The sequence below is a fragment of the Streptosporangium sp. OZ121 genome (assembly GCF_051918885.1).
In the GTDB taxonomy this organism is placed as follows: Bacteria; Actinomycetota; Actinomycetes; order Streptosporangiales; family Streptosporangiaceae; genus Streptosporangium.
In genome coordinates, this window is record NZ_JBPXMC010000003.1 from 192890 (window position 1) to 210919 (window position 18030).

The window sequence follows — 18030 nt, forward strand, 5'->3', positions numbered from 1 at the left end:
GTCAACGGTGTGGCCTCGGGGTGAGATCAACGGGCTGATCTCACCGAGGTCTCACTACTCGTCCTCGCCCTCGTCGTCTTCGAAGATCTCGTCGACGACCTCGGCGGCGACGAAGCCGCCGACCACACCGGCGGCTCCGGCGGCGGCGATGCCGCCCCAGCCGGGTCCGCTGCTGTGGCCGCCGTGGTGACCGTCGTGATGGCCGCCGTAGTGGGCACCGCCGTGGGAGGCGTAGGGGTCGTGGCCGCCAGGGTGGAAGCCGCCATGCCCGCGCTGGGCCAGAGCGGCCAGCCAGCCGTTGATCTCGGCGGCCCAGTCACGGTGCACGGCTTGGTCGTGGCTGGTCTGCCAGCGGCCGAAGGCGTCGTCGCCGGAGCCGTAACCGTAGCCGCCGGAGCGCTTGTCGGCCTCCACGATGACGTCCAGGCCCGCGGGGCCGGCGACGAAGGTGAGCTCGACCTCGTTGATCTGCCCGGCGTAGGCGGGCGGCGGGTAGAACTCGATCTCCTGGTAGAACGGCAGCTGCTGGCTGACGCCGTACAGGTGGCCGTGCTCGATGTCGGCGCTCTTGAAGTGGAAGCCGAGTCGCACGAAGGCGTCCAGCACGGCCTGCTGGGAGGCCAGGGGGGCGATCTCGACCGGGTCCATGTCGCCCTTGTCGACGGCCGCGGCGATCGCCAGCTCGGTGCGCACCCCCATGACCATGCCGTGCAGGCGCTGGCCCATCACCTCGGTGACCGGAGCCTCCCACGGGACGGGGAGCTGGAACGGCACCACCTTGTCCTCGCCGCTGCGCAGCCGGAAGGGCCCGCTGACCTGGGTGCGGAAGAACTCCACCAGGCCGGTCTGCTCACCCTCGCCGTGCTCAGACTCCATCCTGGTGACCAGGCCGAGGGCGATGTACTCGATGTCGGCGTCGAAGTCACCGCCCTTGACGCGCACCTCGCCGCTCAGCAGCTCGCCGGGACGCACCCGCGGCGCGGCCAGCACGGTGTCCACCGAGGGAGCCCCGACCCCGAAGGCCCCTAGCATCCGTTTGAAGATCACGGTTTCCTCTCTTTCTCGCTCGCGTGACGTGTGACGGTCGAGAGGGAAACGATCACCTCGCGGCAAGGGTTCCCGCTGCTCCATAGCGGATCGGCAGGTAAAAAACGTGTCTCACCTGGTGCGGAGGTCGGGGGATCCTCGAAGAACGCGCCGCGGCAGGCGTACAGGCGGCGGCGAGTCCGGGCGAGGAGGAACCGGCGAGACGGTTGGGGCGTGACCTGCCTCACGACCGGGCACCTGGCCGGCAGGCGAGACGTTGCCCCGGGCAAGCAGGTCGCCGGCGCTGCTTCGTCCTCAAAGGCCGATAGCGTGGCGCAAGACCACCTGGCCGGTGACGTCCAGGTCCGCCGAAACGGCTCGCTGGAGCCGGAGGGGAAGGGCAAGGTGGTGATGTCCGTGTCGCCGGACTCAGGCCATGGCGCAGGCCGCGCCAGAAACCGCCGATCACCGGATGGGAGCTCGCGGTGAGTATCGCGCTGGGTCTGCTGGCCGTGCTGGTGCTGACCCTGGCGACCGGCTACTTCGTCGCCCAGGAGTTCGCCTACGTCACCGCCGACCGGCTGACCCTGTCCCAGCAGGCGGCCGCCGGGGACAAGAAGGCCGCCAAGGCCGTCAAGGTCATGGAGCGGCTGTCGTTCATGCTCTCGGGCGCCCAGCTCGGCATCACCGTCACCGCGCTGGTCGTCGGCTTCATCGCCAAACCCGCACTCGCCGAACTGGTCGCCCCCGCACTGAGCGCCGCCGGCCTGAGCGGCGGCGCGGTCGACGCCATCGCCCTGGTGATCGGTTTCGTCATCGCCACGATCGTCCAGATGGTGCTGGGCGAGCTGGCGCCCAAGAACCTCGCGCTGGCCAGGCCCGAACCTTTGGCCCGCGCCTTGGCCTCCTCCACCCTGATCTACTTGATGATCGCCGGGCCGATCATCAAGCTGTTCGACTCGGCGGCCAACAGGCTGCTGCGGGCGGTCGGCATCGAACCGGTCGAGGAACTGCACCACGGCGCCACCCTGGAGGAGCTCGGGCACATCATCGGCGAGTCCGAGGCGCACGGGCACCTGCCCGGTGAGCAGGCCGACCTGCTGGAGCGGGCGCTGGCCTTCTCCGAGCACACCGCCGAGGAGGTCATGGTCGCGCGCGCGAACGTCATCGCCGTCAGCGGCTCGGCGCTGGTCCCGGAGCTGGACGAGATCATCGCCCGCCACGGCCACACCCACTACCCGGTGCTCGGCGGCGACGGGGTGGACGACCTGGTCGGCATGGTGAGCCTGCGCGAGCTGGCCGCTCTGTCACCGGAGCGGGCCGCGGGCACGCGGGTCGCCGACGTCGCCCGCGACGTGCTGGTGGTGCCGTTCTCGACCTCGCTGCCGGACCTGGTGGCACAGATGCACGCCCGCGGGCGGGAGGTCGCCTGCGTCCTTGACGAGCACGGCGGCCTGAGCGGGCTCGTCACCTGGGAGGACGTCGCCGAAGAGCTGGTCGGGGAGATCGCCGACGAGAACGACCTCGACATCCCCGCGGTGATCCACACCGGCGAGGACTGGGAGATCGAGGCGGAGCTGCGCATCGACGAGGTCGCCCTGGCCACCGGGCTGGAGCTGCCCGACGAGGACGACTACGACACCGTCGGCGGCCTGGTGCTGGATCGCCTGGGCCGGTTCGCCGTCCCCGGTGACGTGGTCACCGCCGAGCTGGTGCCCTCCATGACCGATGACGCGCCCACCCACGTCGAGATCGAGGTACTGACCTTGGACCGGCACGTTCCCGAACGGGTACGGCTGCACCCCCTGCGCCACACCGCCCCCGCCGACGAGCAGGCCGACGAGCAGGGCCGCGAGCAGGTCGACGAGCCGGGCCGCGAGCAGCGTCAGGCCGGCGAGGGTGAGGACAGGTGAACCTGCCCCTGGGCCTGACCCTCACCATCGTCCTGCTGATCGGCAACGGCTTCTTCGTCGCCTCCGAGTTCGCGCTGGTCGCCGCCAAACGGCACCGGCTGGAGAAAGCCGCCGCGCACGGCAGCCGCGCCGCCGCCGCGGCGGTCAAGGGCATCCGCGAGCTGTCGCTGATGCTCGCCGGAGCGCAGCTGGGCATCACGTTGTGCTCGCTGGGCCTGGGCGTGGTCTCCGAACCGCTGATCGCCGGCAGCCTGGCCCCGCTGTTTCACACCCTGGGCCTGCCCGAGGCCGCCGCGCACGCGGTCGCCTTCGTGATCGCGCTGGCCATCGTGACGTTCCTGCACATGGTCATCGGCGAGATGGCTCCCAAGTCGTGGGCCATCGCCCACCCCGAGCGCTCGGCCACCATCCTGGCGCTGCCGTTTCGCGGCTTCACCGTGGCGGTGCGGCCGATCCTGACCACGCTCAACGGCGTCAGCAACCTGCTGCTGCGCACGGTGCGGGTCCAGCCGCGCGATGAGATCTCCAACCCGCGCACCTCCGCCCAGCTGCAGCGCCTGGTGGAGGAGTCACGCCGCCTGGGCCTCATCGAGACCACCGACCACGCCGTGCTCACCCAGGCCCTGCGCGCCCCGGTCGCCGAGATCGCCCCGCTGGTCGCCCCCGCCGGCGGCATCGTCGCGGTCGCGGCCGGCGACTCCTGCCAGGAGGTGATCGACACCTGCGCCCGCACCGGCCGCACCCGCCTGATCGTCCGGGACGACGCGGGTGAGGCGGTCGGTGTCGTCCACGTGCGCGACGCCTACCTGGCCCGCCGTCGCGGCGCCGCCTCCCGCGCGGGTGATCTCGCCTACCGCCTGCCCGAGCTGCCCTCCACCACCTCGATTTCGGAGGCCGTGACCACGCTGCGCGCCGCCCACAGCCAGCTGGCGCTCGTCCGTTCCCCCGACGGCGCTCCCGTCGGCCTGATCAGCCTGGACGACCTGCTGAGCACGCTGCTCATCCCCACCTGAGGGGGAGCACCCGGTCTCTCGCTCGTGGTGGTCGGCAGTGAGGTCACCCGACGCCTTCGGGTGAGTCACCCGGCATCTCCAGGGCGGTTCACCCGGCATCTTCAGGGTGAGTCATCGGGTGTTCGTGGTTTCCGGGGTGAGTCTGCTCGCCTGGGCGGCGGGTCGTCCGGTGCCCGTGGTCATCGGGGTGAGTCACCCGGCGTCTTCAGGGCGAGCCACCCGGTGGGAAATCTTCGGGGACGGAGTCGACCGGCTCGATCGGGCCGGCCTGTTCAGAGGGCTCAGCCGGCGAAGGGGTAGCCGCGCAGTGACTGCTGGAAGGCCTTGCGTGCGATCGGGACGTACCCCGAGGTCGCGGCGCCGGTGGAGAGGGCCATGGTCACCGGCAGCGGGCCCGGCGGGGAGGGAAGGGTGAGCTTGGCCGCCTTGGGCAGGCCCCAGAGGTCGTCGCCGTTGGCGACGAGGCAGGCCACGCCCAGGCCGGCCTTGGCGGCCGCGCGCAGCCCGACGAGCTCGGCACCCTCGTAGCCGACACGCCACGGGACGTCCGACTCGTCGAGGATGTCGACGATGCGGCCGCGGAGCGTGCACGGTTCCGTGAAGAGCGTGAGCGGGAGCGCGGCGCCCTCTCCGTGGGCCGGACGGCCGAACCAGTCCATACGCATGTGGCCGAGTTCCTGGCTCGTGGCGCCGGCGCCGTGGGACTTCGTCTGGAGGAGCAGCGCCAGGTCCAGCTGGCCGGTGTTCACCCGGCCCTCCAGGGATTCGCTCAGCCCCGTCTGGACGCTGACCTGGGCGTGCGGCATGCCCTTGGTGAGCAGCCGCAGGATTTCCGGGAGCGCCTCGGCGAGCTGGTTGACGATCCCGATGGACAGCCGCACGTTCCCCGGCGCGGGGACGAAACGGCCCACCGCCTCGTCGTTGAGTGCCACGAGGCGGCGGGCGTACCCGAGGAGTTCCTCGCCCTGCGGGCTGAGCTGCAGCTTCCGGCCGGTCGAGATGAATATGGGCCCCTTGACGAGACCGCTCAGCTGGCGGATCTGCTGGCTGATGGCGGGCTGGGTTATGTGCAGGGCCTCCGCGGCCCTCCGGAAACCGCCGACATCGACTACGGTGACCAATGCTCTCAGCCGATTTATTTGCAGGTCGTGGTACATTCTTCCTCTTAAGCTGACCTAGTAGGAAAGTATCGAGCCATCTGTTCGAGGTGGCTTTTGGATAAATAGGTCGCAAGCTTTTCCGGATGTTCGTGCCGTGCTCTAGTAGGGCAGGTGGACCCCGCTGGGAGTGCGGGTGTCGAGGGCGTACCGGGAGTCGTTCGCACGTTTCTTCCGCTGTCGGGGGATCCGGATGAGTTTTCTCTGCGGCCGGCGGATTTGCTTCCGCTCCATGGTCTCCTCCAGTCTTCCGGTCCGGATGCGGTCAGCGTAACCCCGGGCGACCGGGAGCTCCTACACACAGGGCCACGAGTGCGGTGTGAAACTCTCATGCTCGCTTGATGACGCGAAAACTATTCTCGTGGCCGGTCGAGAAGCACAATTTACTTATTCGAACTCATCCAGATCGAGGAGACGGCGATGGTGACCTTGAACGCTTCACGGACTGAGCAGCCGAAGGAGCACGACCGGCTCTTCGCCGAGTTCTTCGTGAGCGCCTGGAGCGAGCCCGCGCTCGCCGGCGACCCCGTCGCCACGCTCGCCGGGTTCGGTGTCCACCTCCGCGGCGGGGAGGATGCGCCCGAGCCGGGCACCGGGCCCGTGGAGTGCGAGGTCCTCGATGACCTCGTCATCGAGGACCTCGACCATCCCGCTCCCGTCGTGGCCGCTTGGACATACTGCGGATGAACGATCCCATCGAGGACATCGAGGACAGGGCGACCTCACCGCTGATCGGATTCAAGCGCCACCTGCGGGCGGTGACGGTTCCGGGAGAGGCGGTCTATCTGACCTCGGCCCGGGGAACGGTCGCCCTGTCCGGCAGGCAGATCCAGGCGCTCGCGCCGCTGCTGGGCGGCGACCACAGCCTCGCCGAGGTGCGGAGGCGGACGGCGTCCGAGATATCGGCCGTGCAGCTCGGGCGGATCCTCGGCAGGCTGGCGGAGGCGAACCTCGTCGGATCCCGCCGTCCCCCGCGCGGCGGCGCCGATGTCGCGTCCGAGGCGTACTGGGACCTCGGGCGGATGGACGCGGATCGGGCCGCGACGGCCCTGGCGGAGTCGTCCGTCGGGCTCGTCGCCCTCGGGGGCGTCGACGCGGGGCCCGTGGCCGAGGCGTTGCGATCGATGGGCGTCACCGTCGAGGAGGACGGTGACCGGCCCGCGGCCCTGACCCTCGTTCTCTGCGACGACTACCTCGACCCGGAACTCGAACGGGTCAACGAGCGGCTGCTGGCGGACGGGCGGCCCTGGCTGCTGGCCAAGCCGACCGGCGCCGACCTGTGGATCGGCCCGGTCTTCCGGCCGGGTGAGGGGCCCTGCTGGTCCTGCCTGACCACGCGGTTGCGCGGGCACCGGCGCGGGGAGGCGCGGCTGTGGAGCGCGTCGAAGACGGGTGCCACCAGCCCGCCCGACGCGTCGCTGCCCCTCACCCGCGCCCTCGGGGCGCAGTTCGCGGCCCTGGAGGCGGTCAAGTGGCTGGCCGGGTCGCGGGGCGGACAGCAGGACACCGTGTGGACGCTGGACACCTTCTCGCTGGAGGGCCGCCACCACCGCGTGGAGAAGCGCCCGCAGTGCCCCTCCTGCGGGGATTCCGGGCTGGTGGCGGCGAGTGTCGGAAAGCCCGTCGTCATCGCGTCCAGGAGCAAGGCGGCCATGGGCGGCAACGGGCACCGCGCGCTCGCCTGCGAGCTGGTGTGGGAACGCTACCGCCACCTGGCCGACCCCCTCACCGGGATCACGGACGCGATCCGGCGCGACCCCCGAAGCCCCTCCTTCCTGCACTGCTACCTTTCCGGGCCGAATCTCGCGCTCACCGACGACAGCCTCACCGCGATGAGAGCCGGTCTGCGCCAGCAGAGCGGCGGCAAGGGGAGCACCGACATCGAGGCCAGGGTGGGCGCGCTCTGCGAGGCGGTGGAGAGACACTGCGGCTCGCGGCACGGGGACGAGCCGACGGTGAGAGACAGCCTCCGCGGCCTGGGCGAGCGAGCCGTGCGTCCCGACGAGTGCCAGCACTTCCACCGGCGCCAGTTCGAGGACCGCGACCGCTGGAACGCCGAGAGCATGGCCTTCCAGCACATCCCGGAGCCGTTCGACGACGAGGAGGTCGTCGAGTGGACCCCGGTGTGGTCGCTCACCGCGAAGCGGCAGCGACTGCTCCCCACCGACCTGCTCTACTTCAGCAGGGGCGGCCATCCGTCGGTGCGCGCGACCTCGAACGGGAACGCCGCGGGCTCCAGCGTCGAGGACGCGATCGTCCAGGGCTTCCTCGAACTGGTGGAGCGCGACGCGGTGGCCATCTGGTGGTACAACCGCACGCGCCAGCCCGCGGTGGACCTCGGCTCTTTCGACGACCCGTGGATCACCGACCTCCGGTCGCGCTACGAGGACATCGACCGGGAGTTCTGGGTCCTCGACGTCACCTCCGACCTGGGCATCCCCGTCATGGCGGCGATCTCGCGGCGCGTCGACAAGCCGGCCGAGGACATCATGCTCGGGTTCGGGGCCCACTTCGACCCCCGGATCGCCGCGCGGCGCGCGCTGACCGAACTCGGGCAGCTGCTCCCGGCCGTCGCCGGGGCACGCGCCGACGGGACGGGGTACGGCGCGACCGATCACCACATCCGGGACTGGTGGCTCACCGCGACGACGGAGAATCAGCCCTACCTCCGTCCCCACGAGGACCGGGCCCCGCGGATCCTGGGCGACTACGCTTACACCCCTCGCGGCGATCTGCGGGAGGACGTCGAGCACATCGTCACGCTGGCCGGGCGGATGGGCCTGGACGTCCTCGTCCTCGACCAGACGCGTCCCGACATCGGCATGCCGGTCGTCAAGGTCGTCGTTCCCGGCCTGCGGCATTTCTGGGCGAGGTTCGGCCCCGGCCGGCTGTACGACGTCCCCGTCCTCCTCGGGCGTCTCGACAGGGCGACGGCCTACGAGGACCTCAACCCGATTCCCCTGTTCATGTAGCCGTTCCGCCTCGACAAGGGTCAGGAGTCACAAGATGGTTGGAGGCCAAGGCAGCGATACCGATGTGCTCCAGATATTCCCCCAGTGGTCGTTCCGGGAGGACGTGTACGTCGAACCGGAACCGTACAGCGGGACCGTGGTGCTCCACAGCCGCTGGGAGGACGTGGTCCTGCGATCCCCCGGATCCGCCGTGCTGGAGGCGATGCGCCGGATGAGCCTGGGGCCCACCTCGCTCGACAACGTCATCCGCGAGGACGCCGAGCGGCGGGAGCTCGACGCGATCCTCGACGGTCTCCAGCACCTCGTGGTGCGTTCCTTCGGCTTCGACCCCGAGCAGCCGCTGATGTCGGTGATCCCGCTCGCCCAGCGGGCACGGTTCCGGTTGCCGGAGGTCCCCCTGCTGCACCCGGTCCGCCTGTCCAGGTTCGCGCTGATCAGAACCGACGGGAACAATTACCACATCGAGTCCCCGCTGTCGCTGCACCGGGTCATCCTGCACCGGGCCGAGGCCATGTCCGGTGTCGGGTCGCTGATCCGCCCGGTCGTCCCGTCGGAGATCGAGCGGGACCGCCGGCCCGTGATCGCCTATCTGATGGCGGCGGGGATGGTGGTGCAGACCGTGGAGGAGGACCCCTTCCAGCCGATGGTGTTCGAGGAGGACGTCGACCCCGCCCTCGTCGCCTGGACTCCCGTCGACCTCATGTTCCACACCCGGTCCACCCTGGGCCGGCACGACCACGACTTCGGGGCGACGTACCCGATGGGAGACAAGTGGAGCGTCGAGCCCGTCGTGAAGCCGGAGCCCGCGCGGGCTCTCGCCGATCCGGGGCAGGAGCGGGCTCCCGTCGCGCTGCCCCGGCCGAAGTGGGGCGAGCTGCTCGCGGCGGATCCGCCGCTGACCACGGTCGTCGAGGCGAGCCGGCACACCCGGCACTACGGTGAGAGACAGCTGACGGCCGACGAGCTCGGGGAGCTCCTGTACCGGACGGCCAGGGTCCGGTCCCTGGTCGGCTCCCCGGACGAGACCTCGACGACCTCGACGAGCGATCGCCCCTACCCGAGCAGCGGCGGCTCCTACGAGCTCGAGCTGTACGCCACGGTGGACAGGTGCGCCGGCGTCCCCCGGGGCGTCTACCACTACGACCCGCTGCGGCACCGGCTGGAGCCGATCGAGTCCACCCCGGCGGACGTGGACGAGCTGCTGGAGACGGGCATGGTGGCGGCGAACCTGGACGCGACGCCGCCCGTCCTGCTGACCATCACCGCGCGGTTCCGCAGGCTCTCGCGGAAGTACAACGGGCTAAGCTACTCGCTGGTGCTCAAGAACGTCGGAGCGCTGACGCAGACGCTCTCCTTGGTCAGTACGGCCATGGGGCTGGCGGCGTGCAGGCTGGACAGCGGCGACATCGAGGTGACGGGACGCGTTTTCGGCCTCGACTGGCGTGTCGAGTCGAGTGTCGGCGGATTCGTCGTCGGCCACCGTCCCGGGCGCGAGCCGAACCGCTTTTCCGGGCGATACGCGGTGAATGACGCCGAGTGGGTTCTTCGAGCAAGGGCGGAAATCGCGTGAGTCGGACTTCCCTTTTTGGCATTTTATGAATGCGTGAGGATGTGCGTGGCGGGAGCAGCGTGAACACGCCGCGTCCCACCCGCAAGACGCGCGTGAATCGTGCCGCACGACTATGACACGCGGATTTTCCGCTGCGTGCACCCGTTGATTCCCCTGGAGCCACGCGGACGGGCCTATCTAAGCTTATTCAGCTGATATAGATTGTTTCGGGGCGTCGGGCTGACGGGGAAGGACCACCGGTCGGGCTTTGAAGGAGACGGTCGATGACGGTGAACGCCGGCCCTCCGCAGCGCTGGCGCGGATTCGCCAGGTCGCTGCACAGGTCACGCCGTAGGACCCGGCACGGGGTGGGCGGGCTGGCGGCCCCCAGAATGGCCCGCGCGATCATCGTCGCCGTCCTGTACGGCTACGTGTTCAACGCGCTGATGTTCGTATGGGGAAGCGGCCTGCCGGGCCCCGACCTGCTGGGCTTCGCCGGCTGCCTGTTCGTCGCGCTGGTCCTGCAGCTCGCGCATTCGACGCGGGACGCGCTGAGCTGGCCCGCGCCGGTCCGGGTTCTCACGCTGTCGACACAGGCCGTCGCCACCTTCCTGCCGTTCGCGTGGGTCGGTCCGCAGGCGGGATCCATCGCGGGGTTCCTCGCCGGGTCCATGCTGCTGGTGGTGGCGGGGCCGGGGCGCTGGGGGCTCTTCTTCGCCGTCGCCGCCGGTGTCGGCGTGCTGCTCGCCCTCCGGGAGGCGAACCTACTGGCGTTGGACGTCGTCTACAGCGTCTACTTCACCCTGCTGACCGGGTTGATGGTGTACGGGGTCAGCTCGCTGGCGTCTCTGGTGAAGATGCTCTACGCGGCGCGGGGGGAGTTCGCGCGGATGGCGGTGGCGCGGGAGCGGCTGCGGGTGGCGCGGGACCTGCACGACCTGCTGGGCTACAACGTGTCGGCGATGACCCTGAAGAGCGAGCTGGCGTACCGGCTGCTGCCGGGGGCGGCCGACCGGGCGCGGCAGGAACTCCGGGACGTCCTGGTGATCGCCCGCCGCGCGCTGGCGGAGGTGCGGGTGGTGGCGGGCGGGTATCTCCCCATGTCGCTGACGGCGGAGGTCGAGTCGGCGGAGTCGATGCTGTCGGTCGCCGAGATACGGGTGGGCGTGGCCGTCTCGCGGGAGGGCCTGCCCGAGGCGCTGGACACCGTGCTGGCGATCGTGCTGCGGGAGGCGGTCACCAACGTGCTGCGGCACAGCAAGGCGCAGCGCTGCGAGATCGAGGCGGGGGTGGAGGAGGGCTGGGCGCGGCTGCGGGTCGGCAACGACGGGGTCGAGCCGGAACTGGGGACGCGCTCGTTCGGGACCGGTACGGGACTGGGGAATCTCACGGGCCGGCTGGAGGCCGCGGGGGGACGGTTGTCGGTCACGGTCGACGGTGAGTGGTTCCAGCTGACGGCGGAGGCCCCGGTCGCGAAGGGCTCCGAGGTCCCCGGCGCGTCCGAGACGACCAGGACGTCCGAGGCGACCAGGACGTCCGAGGCGCCGGAGACGTCCGAGGAATCCGGGGTGCCGGGGACTCCCGGCACGCCCGGGACGGTCAGGGCGCCCGGAGCGCCGGAGGAGGAGCACGCGCGACCGGGAGCACCGGGCGACCGGCCGCCGGTCAGGGCCACGGTGCGGACGTGGCACCTGCGGGTGGCGCGCTTCATCGCCGTGCTGGTGCTGTCGGGGTACGGCGTCCTCATCGTGGTCAACGTGCTGGCGGAGCGGCCGCACCCGGTCGGGCTGATCGGATTCGCCGCGTGCGTGGCCGTGCTGGTCGGCGTGCAGATCGTCCACTCCCTGGGGGAGCACCGGTCGTGGCCGGGGTGGCTCAGGAAGGTGACCCTGGCGGTGCAGGCGGTCGCCACGGTCCTGCCGCTGCTGTGGATCGGCGCGCCGTGGGGTTCGATGGGCGGTTTCCTCGCGGGGGCGGGCCTGCTGCTGGTGGGCGGCCGCTGGCGGTGGGTGCTGTACGCGGCCGTCGGCGCGGGGGTGATGCTGCTGTCCGTGCTCCAGGGCGACGTGGCGGAGTGGACCGCGTACCTGGTGATCTCCACGCTCCTGACCGGGCTGGTGGTCTTCGGCATCAGCTCGCTGTCGGACCTGGTGGCGCAGGTGGACCGGACGCGGGGGGAGCTGGCGCGGATGGCGGTGACCCAGGAGCGGTTGCGGGTGGCGCGGGACCTGCACGCGCTGCTGGGGCACGAGCTGTCGGTGATGATCGTCAAGAGCGAGCTGGCGCACCGGCTGCTGCCGAGGTCCGCGGAGCGGGCGAAGACCGAGGTGGCGGAGGTGCTGGAGATCGCGCGGCGGGCGGTCGCGGACGTCCGGGCGGTGGCCAGCGGGTACCGGCACATGTCGTTCGACGCGGAGGTGGACTCGTCGGTCTCCACGCTCGCCGCCGCGGGAATCGACACCGGGGTGACCGTTCCCGCGGACCTGGTTCTCGGCGAGCTGGACGCGCTGCTCGCGGTCGTGCTGCGTGAGGCGGCCACGAACGTGCTGCGGCACAGTGACGCGCGGCGGTGCTCGATCGAGGTGGTCCTGGAAGCGGGCGGGCTGCGGTTGTGCGTGACCAACGACGGGGCGCCGCCGGAGGTGCTTCCGGCCGTCCGCGACGATTCCGGGCTGGGGGACCTGGCGGCACGGCTGGGCGCCGTCGGCGGGCGGCTGGCGGCCGAGGTCGCCGACGGGGCGTTCCGGCTGGTCGTCACCGCTCCCGGCGCGGCCCTCGTTCCCCGTACGCAGGCGTTGGGGGACACGGCGCGGGACGCTCGGGGAGACACACCGGAAGATATGTCCGGAGGTATATCGGGAGGCGCGCGGAGAACGGACGGCCAGGGCGGGTGATACGGCCGGAGCGTTTTCGGCTGACAAATGCGAGTAAGTGAATGTCAGAATTCCACGGCATTGCCAAATTCAATTGACTGGGTACTATTCGGGGCAAGATCGGTTGGTCCAGTCGTTTGATCGAACGGTGGCGAGGCGTATGTGGACGAGAATCGCCTCGCAGAGTCGTTCGCGGGATCGCTCCCGGTGCCGCCTCCGGCGCCGCCCGTGGGATCGGCCGCAGGGGCGCCCGCGAGATCGAGAGACGCCGTGGCCCCCGATCGTCGGTTCTCGCCCCGGAGCCGACGTCCGAACGGGAGCGCCGCTGTGCTGAAGATCCTCCTCGCCGAGGATGTGCCCATGGTGCGCGGGGCGCTGGCCGCCCTGCTGGACATCGAGCCCGACCTGACGGTGGTGGCACAGGTCGGCAGCGGGGACAGGATCGTGCCCGTCGCGCTCGAGACACGCCCCGATGTCGCGATCATCGACGTCGACCTGCCGGTGCTCGACGGTCTTTCCGCGGCGGAGGAGCTGCACGCGAAGCTGCCCGCGTGCCGGACGCTGATCCTGACCGGCCTGGGACGGCCCGGCACGCTTCGCCGGGCCCTCTCGGTGTCGGTGTCCGGCTTCCTCCTCAAGGACACGCCCTCGGAGCGCCTCGCCCAGGCGGTCCGCGAGGTGGCCGCGGGGCGTCGCATCGTCGACCCGCAGCTCGCGCTGACCGCGTGGGACGTCGGGGAGAACCCGCTGTCCGGACGTGAGGTCCAGGTCCTGAGGCTGGCCGCGGGTGGCGCCGAGCCGCCGGAGATCGCGGCCGTCATGCACGTCTCCGTCGGGACCGTGCGCAACTACCTCACGAAGATAGTCACCAAGCTGAACGCCAGGAACCGGGTGGACGCCATCCGTATCGCCACCGAGGCCGGCTGGATCTGACCGGGCGGGACCTCGCGTCCTTCCGGTTTTCCCGTCCTCCCAGGCTTTCCCGTCCTTCCCGGCCTCCTTGTCCTTCCCGGCCTCCTCGGCCTCCTCGGCCTCCTTGTCCTTCCCGGCCTCCTCGGCCTCCCGATCCGTTCGGGTCCGCCGTTCCGTTCTCGCCGTTCCGCCTTCGCATCCCGAGAAGGATGTCTTATCGCGGGCCCATTGTCCTGATTTTGTTACCGGCATAGCGTAATTGCTGGTAACAAAAGCGTCGGCCGCTGTTCGTCACGTACCTCCCCCGGCCGGGAAAGGATGCCCGCAGATGAGTTCCAACAGGTGGCTGCACTACTTCGAGACGCAGATCCCCCTCTCCGAGGAGCCGCCGCGGATCGCGGCCAGGCTCGCCGGCTCCGGCCTGCACGCGGCGTACGTCGTGTACGAGAGCGGAGGGAAGTGGTCCTACGCGGGGGGAGCCCGGGCCGAGGTCACGCTGGACCGCAACGGCGCCCGGCTGGTCCAGGAGGACGAGCCCGACGTCGTCCTGCCCTGGAGCGACCGGCCCCTGCGCCAGGTGGCCCGGCTGCTCGACACCGTGAAGGTCCCCGCCTGGCGCGCGTACGGCTGGGCGACCTTCGAGCTCTCCTACGCCAAGGAGGGAAAGCTGGACCACGTCGGTGACGGCCGGCTGCTGCACCTCGTGGTGCCGAAGGCCGAGGTCCGCATCGAGGACGGCCACGCCCACCTCCGCGCCGCCGACCAGGAGACGCTGACCGCGCTGCTGGAGACGATCTCCAGCCCCGCGGAGACCCCCGACGGAGCGCCGAAGCCGCTGGACGTGCGCGAGCTCGGCGAGGACGCGTACCGGCTCGCGGTGAAGCTCGCGGTCGAGGAGATCAACCAGGGCGAACTGAACAAGGTCATCCTGTCGAGGGTCGTCGACGTCGACGAGGACATCGACCTGATCGCCACCTACCTGGCCGGGCGCCGGGGCAACAACCCCGCGCGGTCGTTCCTGCTCAACCTCGGTGGCGTGGAGACGGCCGGGTTCAGCCCGGAGATCGTGGTCAAGGTGTCCGCGGACGGCCACGTGATCAGCCAGCCGCTGGCCGGGACCAGGGCGCTCACCTCGGACCTGCTCGAGAACGAGAGCCTGCGCGCCGACCTCCTGGCCTCCGCCAAGGAGATCTACGAGCACGCGATCTCGGTGAAGGTCGGCACCGACGAGCTCGTCGACGTCTGCGTGCCCGGCTCGGTCGAGGTGCCGGAGTTCATGGCGATCCGCGAGCGCGGCAGCGTCCAGCACCTCGCCTCCCAGGTGTCCGGCAGGCTCGCCCCCGGCTTCAGGGCGTGGGACGCCTTCGGCGCGGTCTTCCCCGCGGTGACCGCGTCCGGCGTGCCGAAGGAGGCCGCGTACACCTCGATCCGCAGGCACGAGCCCGAGTCGCGCGGCCTGTACAGCGGGGCCGTGCTGACCGTCGACCACACCGGCGAGATGGACGCGGCACTCGTGCTGCGCAGCGCCTACCGGCAGGACGGCCGCACCTGGCTGCGCGCCGGGGCCGGCATCGTCGGGCAGTCCACTCCCGAGCGGGAGTTCGAGGAGACCTGCGAGAAGCTCGACAGCGTCGCGCGCTACCTGGTCCCCGCCGTCGAGGGGAGCACGCGATGAGGGTCGACGACATCTACCTCGCCGGGGTGGGCGCCTACCTGCCCCCCGTGGTGACCACCGAGCACGCGGTCCGGGAGTCCTGGTACGACCGGGCCGACCGCGAGGCCTCCGGGATGGAGGCCGTGATGGTGGCCGGTGAGACGCCGGCCCCGGAGATGGCGGCCCGCGCGGCCCTGGTCGCGCTGCGCCGGTCGGGGCACGAGCCGGACGACTTCGGCGCGCTGCTGCACAGCGACAGCTACCACCAGGGGCCGGACGGCTGGTCGGCGCCGCACTACGTGCTGCGCAGGACGCTGAACCGGCCGATCACCGCGCTGGAGGTCAGGCAGGGCTGCCTCGGCATGATCGCGAGTCTTGAGATGGCCGCGCACCGGCTGATCGCCGACCGTGGCAGGGACGCCGTGCTGCTGACCGCCGGGGACAACTTCTCCACCCCGCTGGTGGACCGGTGGCGGGCCTCCAGGATGTTCCTGCTCGCGGACGGCGGCGGCGCCGCGGTGGTGTCGCGGCGCGGCGGCTTCGCCCGGGTGCTGGCCTTCGGGACGGTCTCCAATCCCGGGATGGAGGAGCTGCACCGCGGCGGGGAGGTGCTCTTCCCGCCCGGCATCACCGTCGGCCGCTCGCTGAACTTCGAGGAGCGCAGCGACTACTGGCGCCGGCAGTGGGCGGAGGGGAAGGCGCCCCCGATGGGGCACTTCGGCGAGTGCGTCGCCGAGGCGGCCGGGCGGACGCTGGCGGAGGCCGGGATCTCCATGGAGAAGGTCACCCGCGTCTGCCACACCGGCTTCGCGCGGGGCTCCCTGGAGGGCATGTTCCTCGACCCCCTGGAGATCGACGCGAACCGGGGCCTGTGGGACTTCACCCGGAGGGTCGGGCACGCCGGCGCCGCCGACCCGTTCATCGGCCTGGAACACCTGTGGACGAGCGGGCAGGTCGCTCCCGGCGACCACGTGCTGCTCATCGGCAGCGCCCCCGGCATGGAGGCCGGCTGCGCGGTCGTGGAGATCGTCGCCCCGTACGAGCCCGGGAACCCCGAGCTCCAGAACCACGAGCCCGAGAGCCACGAACCCGGGAACCACGAACACCAGAACGAGAGCCACGAGCCCCGCGACCACGAGCCCCGGCGCCACGACTCCCAAGACGAGAGCCACGAGCCCGGGAACCGCGAGCCGGAGAACGGAGGCCGGTAGATGCTTGACGGATGCACACCATGGCCCAAGGAGTTCGCCGCCCGTTACCGGCGCGAGGGACTCTGGCGCGGGGAACGCCTCGGCGACCTCCCGCGGACCTGGGCCCGCGCGTTCGGAGACGGTACGGCACTGGTCGGCGGGAAGCTGCGACTGTCCTACCGGGACCTGGAGAACCGGGTCGACCGGATGGCGGCGGGTTTCCGCCGGCTCGGGATCGAGCCCGGTGACCGGATCGTCCTGCAGCTGCCCAACGTCCCCGAGTTCGTCATCGTGGCCTTCGCGCTCTTCAGGGTGGGCGCCAAGCCGGTGTTCTCCCTGGCGTCGCACCGGGCCAACGAGATCAGGCACCTGTGCGAGCTGTCCGGCGCGTCCGGGTACGTCGTCCCGGGCGTCCATCGCGGGTTCGACCACACCGCGCTCGCCCTGCGGATGGCCGCCGAGGTACCGAGCCTGCGCCGGATCTTCGTCATGGACGGGGAGACCGGTGAGGAGGGCGGGGGAAAGAGCGGCGGCGAGACAGGCGAGAGGAGTGGCGACGAGACCGCCACGGCCGCCGCCGCGGTGATCCCGCTCTCGCGGGTGGACGCCGACCCGGTCCCGCTCCCCGGGAGCGACCCGTCGGACGTGGCGTTCTTCCTGCTCTCCGGCGGGACCACCGCGCTGCCCAAGCTGATCCCGCGCACGCACGACGACTACGCGTACCAGACCAGGGCGGTGGCCGAGCTCTGCGAGCTCGGCGCGGACGACGTCTACCTGGCCGCGCTGCCGGTGGAGTTCAACTTCACCTGGGGCTGCCCGGGGGTCGTCGGCACGCTCGGCTCCGGCGGCACGGTCGTGCTCGCCGAGAGCCCGGTCGCGGAGGACTGCTTCCGCGCGATCGAGCGGGAGAAGGTCACCATCACCTCGGTCGTCCCCACCGTGGCGCAGCTCTGGCTGGAGGAGGCGGCGTGGGCCGAGGCGGACCTGTCCAGCCTGCGCGTGCTGCAGATCGGCGGGGCCAGACTCCAGCCGGAGCTGGCCGCGCGGATCGAGCCCGAGCTGGGCTGCCGCCTCCAGCAGGTGTTCGGCATGGCCGAGGGAATGCTCTCCATGTCCAGGAAGGGCGACGACCCCGGGTCCGTCGTGGACACCCAGGGGCGGCCGATCTCACCGGCAGACGAGGTGCGGATCGTCGACGAGCGGGACGCCGAGGTGCCCGCGGGCGCCACCGGCGAGCTGCTCACCCGTGGCCCGTACACCCTGCGCGGCTACTACCGCGCAGAGGAGCACAACCGGCGGGCCTTCACCGAGGACGGCTTCTACCGCACCGGTGACCTGGCCCGGCTGACCGCCGAGGGGAACCTGGTCATCGAGGGACGGCTGAAGGACGTGGTGATCCGCGGCGGAGACAAGATCGCCGCCGGAGAGGTGGAGAACCACCTGCTCACCCACCCGTCGGTCGCCAGGGCGGCGGTCGTGCCGGTCCCCGACGAGTTCCTCGGCGAGCGGATCTACGCGTTCGTCGTCCCCCGGAGCGGGCGGGGCGAGCGGGGCGAGAGACCGGCGACGGCCGAGCTGAAGCGGGCGCTGCACGAGCGCGGGCTGGCCGAGTTCAAGCTGCCGGACCGCGTGGAGTTCGTCGACGACTTCCCGCTGACCCCGCTCGGCAAGATCGACAAGAAGGTGCTCGCCGCCGCGGCGAAGGACCCGGCCCTGTCCCGCCGGTGGACGCCCGCGGAACCCACCCCCGAACACCAGGAAAGGTGAACCA

12 protein-coding genes are annotated in these 18030 nt (G+C 71.0%); 10 read left to right on the forward strand and 2 right to left on the reverse strand.

Going from position 1 to position 18030, the window contains the following annotated elements; translation table 11 throughout:
• Window positions 1-54 precede the first annotated feature (54 nt).
• Window positions 55-1032, reverse strand: a complete 978-nt coding sequence (locus tag ACTOQ1_RS08515) for a sporulation protein (RefSeq protein WP_440065687.1) — start codon at window positions 1030-1032, stop codon at window positions 55-57.
• A gap of 479 nt (window positions 1033-1511) precedes the next feature.
• Here ACTOQ1_RS08515 and ACTOQ1_RS08520 point away from each other — a divergent pair, with 479 nt between their 5' ends.
• Both ACTOQ1_RS08520 and ACTOQ1_RS08525 read left to right on the forward strand, forming a co-directional pair.
• On the forward strand, window positions 1512-2939 hold the full coding sequence (locus ACTOQ1_RS08520; protein WP_440065688.1) for a hemolysin family protein: 1428 nt from the start codon (window positions 1512-1514) through the stop codon (window positions 2937-2939).
• Window positions 2936-3952, forward strand: a complete 1017-nt coding sequence (locus ACTOQ1_RS08525) for a hemolysin family protein (protein ID WP_440065689.1) — start codon at window positions 2936-2938, stop codon at window positions 3950-3952. Before ACTOQ1_RS08520 ends, ACTOQ1_RS08525 begins: the two co-directional genes overlap by 4 nt.
• A gap of 281 nt (window positions 3953-4233) precedes the next feature.
• Here the strand turns inward: ACTOQ1_RS08525 and ACTOQ1_RS08530 are convergent, their stop codons facing one another.
• Window positions 4234-5109: a LysR substrate-binding domain-containing protein gene (locus ACTOQ1_RS08530; RefSeq protein ID WP_440065690.1), complete on the reverse strand. Its 876-nt coding sequence runs from the start codon at window positions 5107-5109 to the stop codon at window positions 4234-4236.
• 420 nt (window positions 5110-5529) lie between these two features.
• Between ACTOQ1_RS08530 and ACTOQ1_RS08535 the strand changes: the two genes are divergently transcribed.
• From ACTOQ1_RS08535 to ACTOQ1_RS08570, 8 genes are all read left to right on the forward strand, one after another.
• Window positions 5530-5796 carry a hypothetical protein gene (locus ACTOQ1_RS08535; RefSeq protein WP_440065691.1) on the forward strand — a complete coding sequence of 89 codons (267 nt, stop codon included), beginning with the start codon at window positions 5530-5532 and terminating at the stop codon, window positions 5794-5796.
• The gene (locus ACTOQ1_RS08540; RefSeq protein ID WP_440065692.1) at window positions 5793-8081 is read left to right on the forward strand and encodes a TOMM precursor leader peptide-binding protein; all 2289 of its coding nucleotides are present in this window, start codon (window positions 5793-5795) and stop codon (window positions 8079-8081) included. Before ACTOQ1_RS08535 ends, ACTOQ1_RS08540 begins: the two co-directional genes overlap by 4 nt.
• A gap of 64 nt (window positions 8082-8145) precedes the next feature.
• Window positions 8146-9651: a SagB/ThcOx family dehydrogenase gene (locus ACTOQ1_RS08545; RefSeq protein WP_440065693.1), complete on the forward strand. Its 1506-nt coding sequence runs from the start codon at window positions 8146-8148 to the stop codon at window positions 9649-9651.
• 263 nt (window positions 9652-9914) lie between these two features.
• Window positions 9915-12524 carry a sensor histidine kinase gene (locus ACTOQ1_RS08550; RefSeq protein WP_440065694.1) on the forward strand — a complete coding sequence of 870 codons (2610 nt, stop codon included), beginning with the start codon at window positions 9915-9917 and terminating at the stop codon, window positions 12522-12524.
• A gap of 306 nt (window positions 12525-12830) precedes the next feature.
• Window positions 12831-13436: a response regulator transcription factor gene (locus ACTOQ1_RS08555; protein ID WP_440065695.1), complete on the forward strand. Its 606-nt coding sequence runs from the start codon at window positions 12831-12833 to the stop codon at window positions 13434-13436.
• Window positions 13437-13743: 307 nt separating this feature from the next.
• Window positions 13744-15090 carry a salicylate synthase gene (locus ACTOQ1_RS08560; protein WP_440065696.1) on the forward strand — a complete coding sequence of 449 codons (1347 nt, stop codon included), beginning with the start codon at window positions 13744-13746 and terminating at the stop codon, window positions 15088-15090.
• The gene (locus ACTOQ1_RS08565) at window positions 15087-16280 is read left to right on the forward strand and encodes a ketoacyl-ACP synthase III family protein (protein ID WP_440065697.1); all 1194 of its coding nucleotides are present in this window, start codon (window positions 15087-15089) and stop codon (window positions 16278-16280) included. Before ACTOQ1_RS08560 ends, ACTOQ1_RS08565 begins: the two co-directional genes overlap by 4 nt.
• Entirely contained in the window at window positions 16281-18026 is a 1746-nt protein-coding gene (locus ACTOQ1_RS08570) for a (2,3-dihydroxybenzoyl)adenylate synthase (protein WP_440065698.1), read from the forward strand.
• Window positions 18027-18030 lie beyond the last annotated feature (4 nt).

What these genes read in the sequence shown, in the direction of transcription:
- ACTOQ1_RS08515 (WP_440065687.1), bottom strand. Translation starts at nt 1,032, where the DNA reads ATGCTAGGGGCCTTCGGGGTCGGGGCTCCCTCGGTGGACACCGTGCTG.
- ACTOQ1_RS08530 (WP_440065690.1), bottom strand. Translation starts at nt 5,109, where the DNA reads ATGTACCACGACCTGCAAATAAATCGGCTGAGAGCATTGGTCACCGTA.
- ACTOQ1_RS08535 (WP_440065691.1), top strand. Translation starts at nt 5,530, where the DNA reads ATGGTGACCTTGAACGCTTCACGGACTGAGCAGCCGAAGGAGCACGAC.
- ACTOQ1_RS08540 (WP_440065692.1), top strand. Translation starts at nt 5,793, where the DNA reads ATGAACGATCCCATCGAGGACATCGAGGACAGGGCGACCTCACCGCTG.
- ACTOQ1_RS08550 (WP_440065694.1), top strand. Translation starts at nt 9,915, where the DNA reads ATGACGGTGAACGCCGGCCCTCCGCAGCGCTGGCGCGGATTCGCCAGG.
- ACTOQ1_RS08560 (WP_440065696.1), top strand. Translation starts at nt 13,744, where the DNA reads ATGAGTTCCAACAGGTGGCTGCACTACTTCGAGACGCAGATCCCCCTC.
- ACTOQ1_RS08565 (WP_440065697.1), top strand. Translation starts at nt 15,087, where the DNA reads ATGAGGGTCGACGACATCTACCTCGCCGGGGTGGGCGCCTACCTGCCC.
- ACTOQ1_RS08570 (WP_440065698.1), top strand. Translation starts at nt 16,281, where the DNA reads ATGCTTGACGGATGCACACCATGGCCCAAGGAGTTCGCCGCCCGTTAC.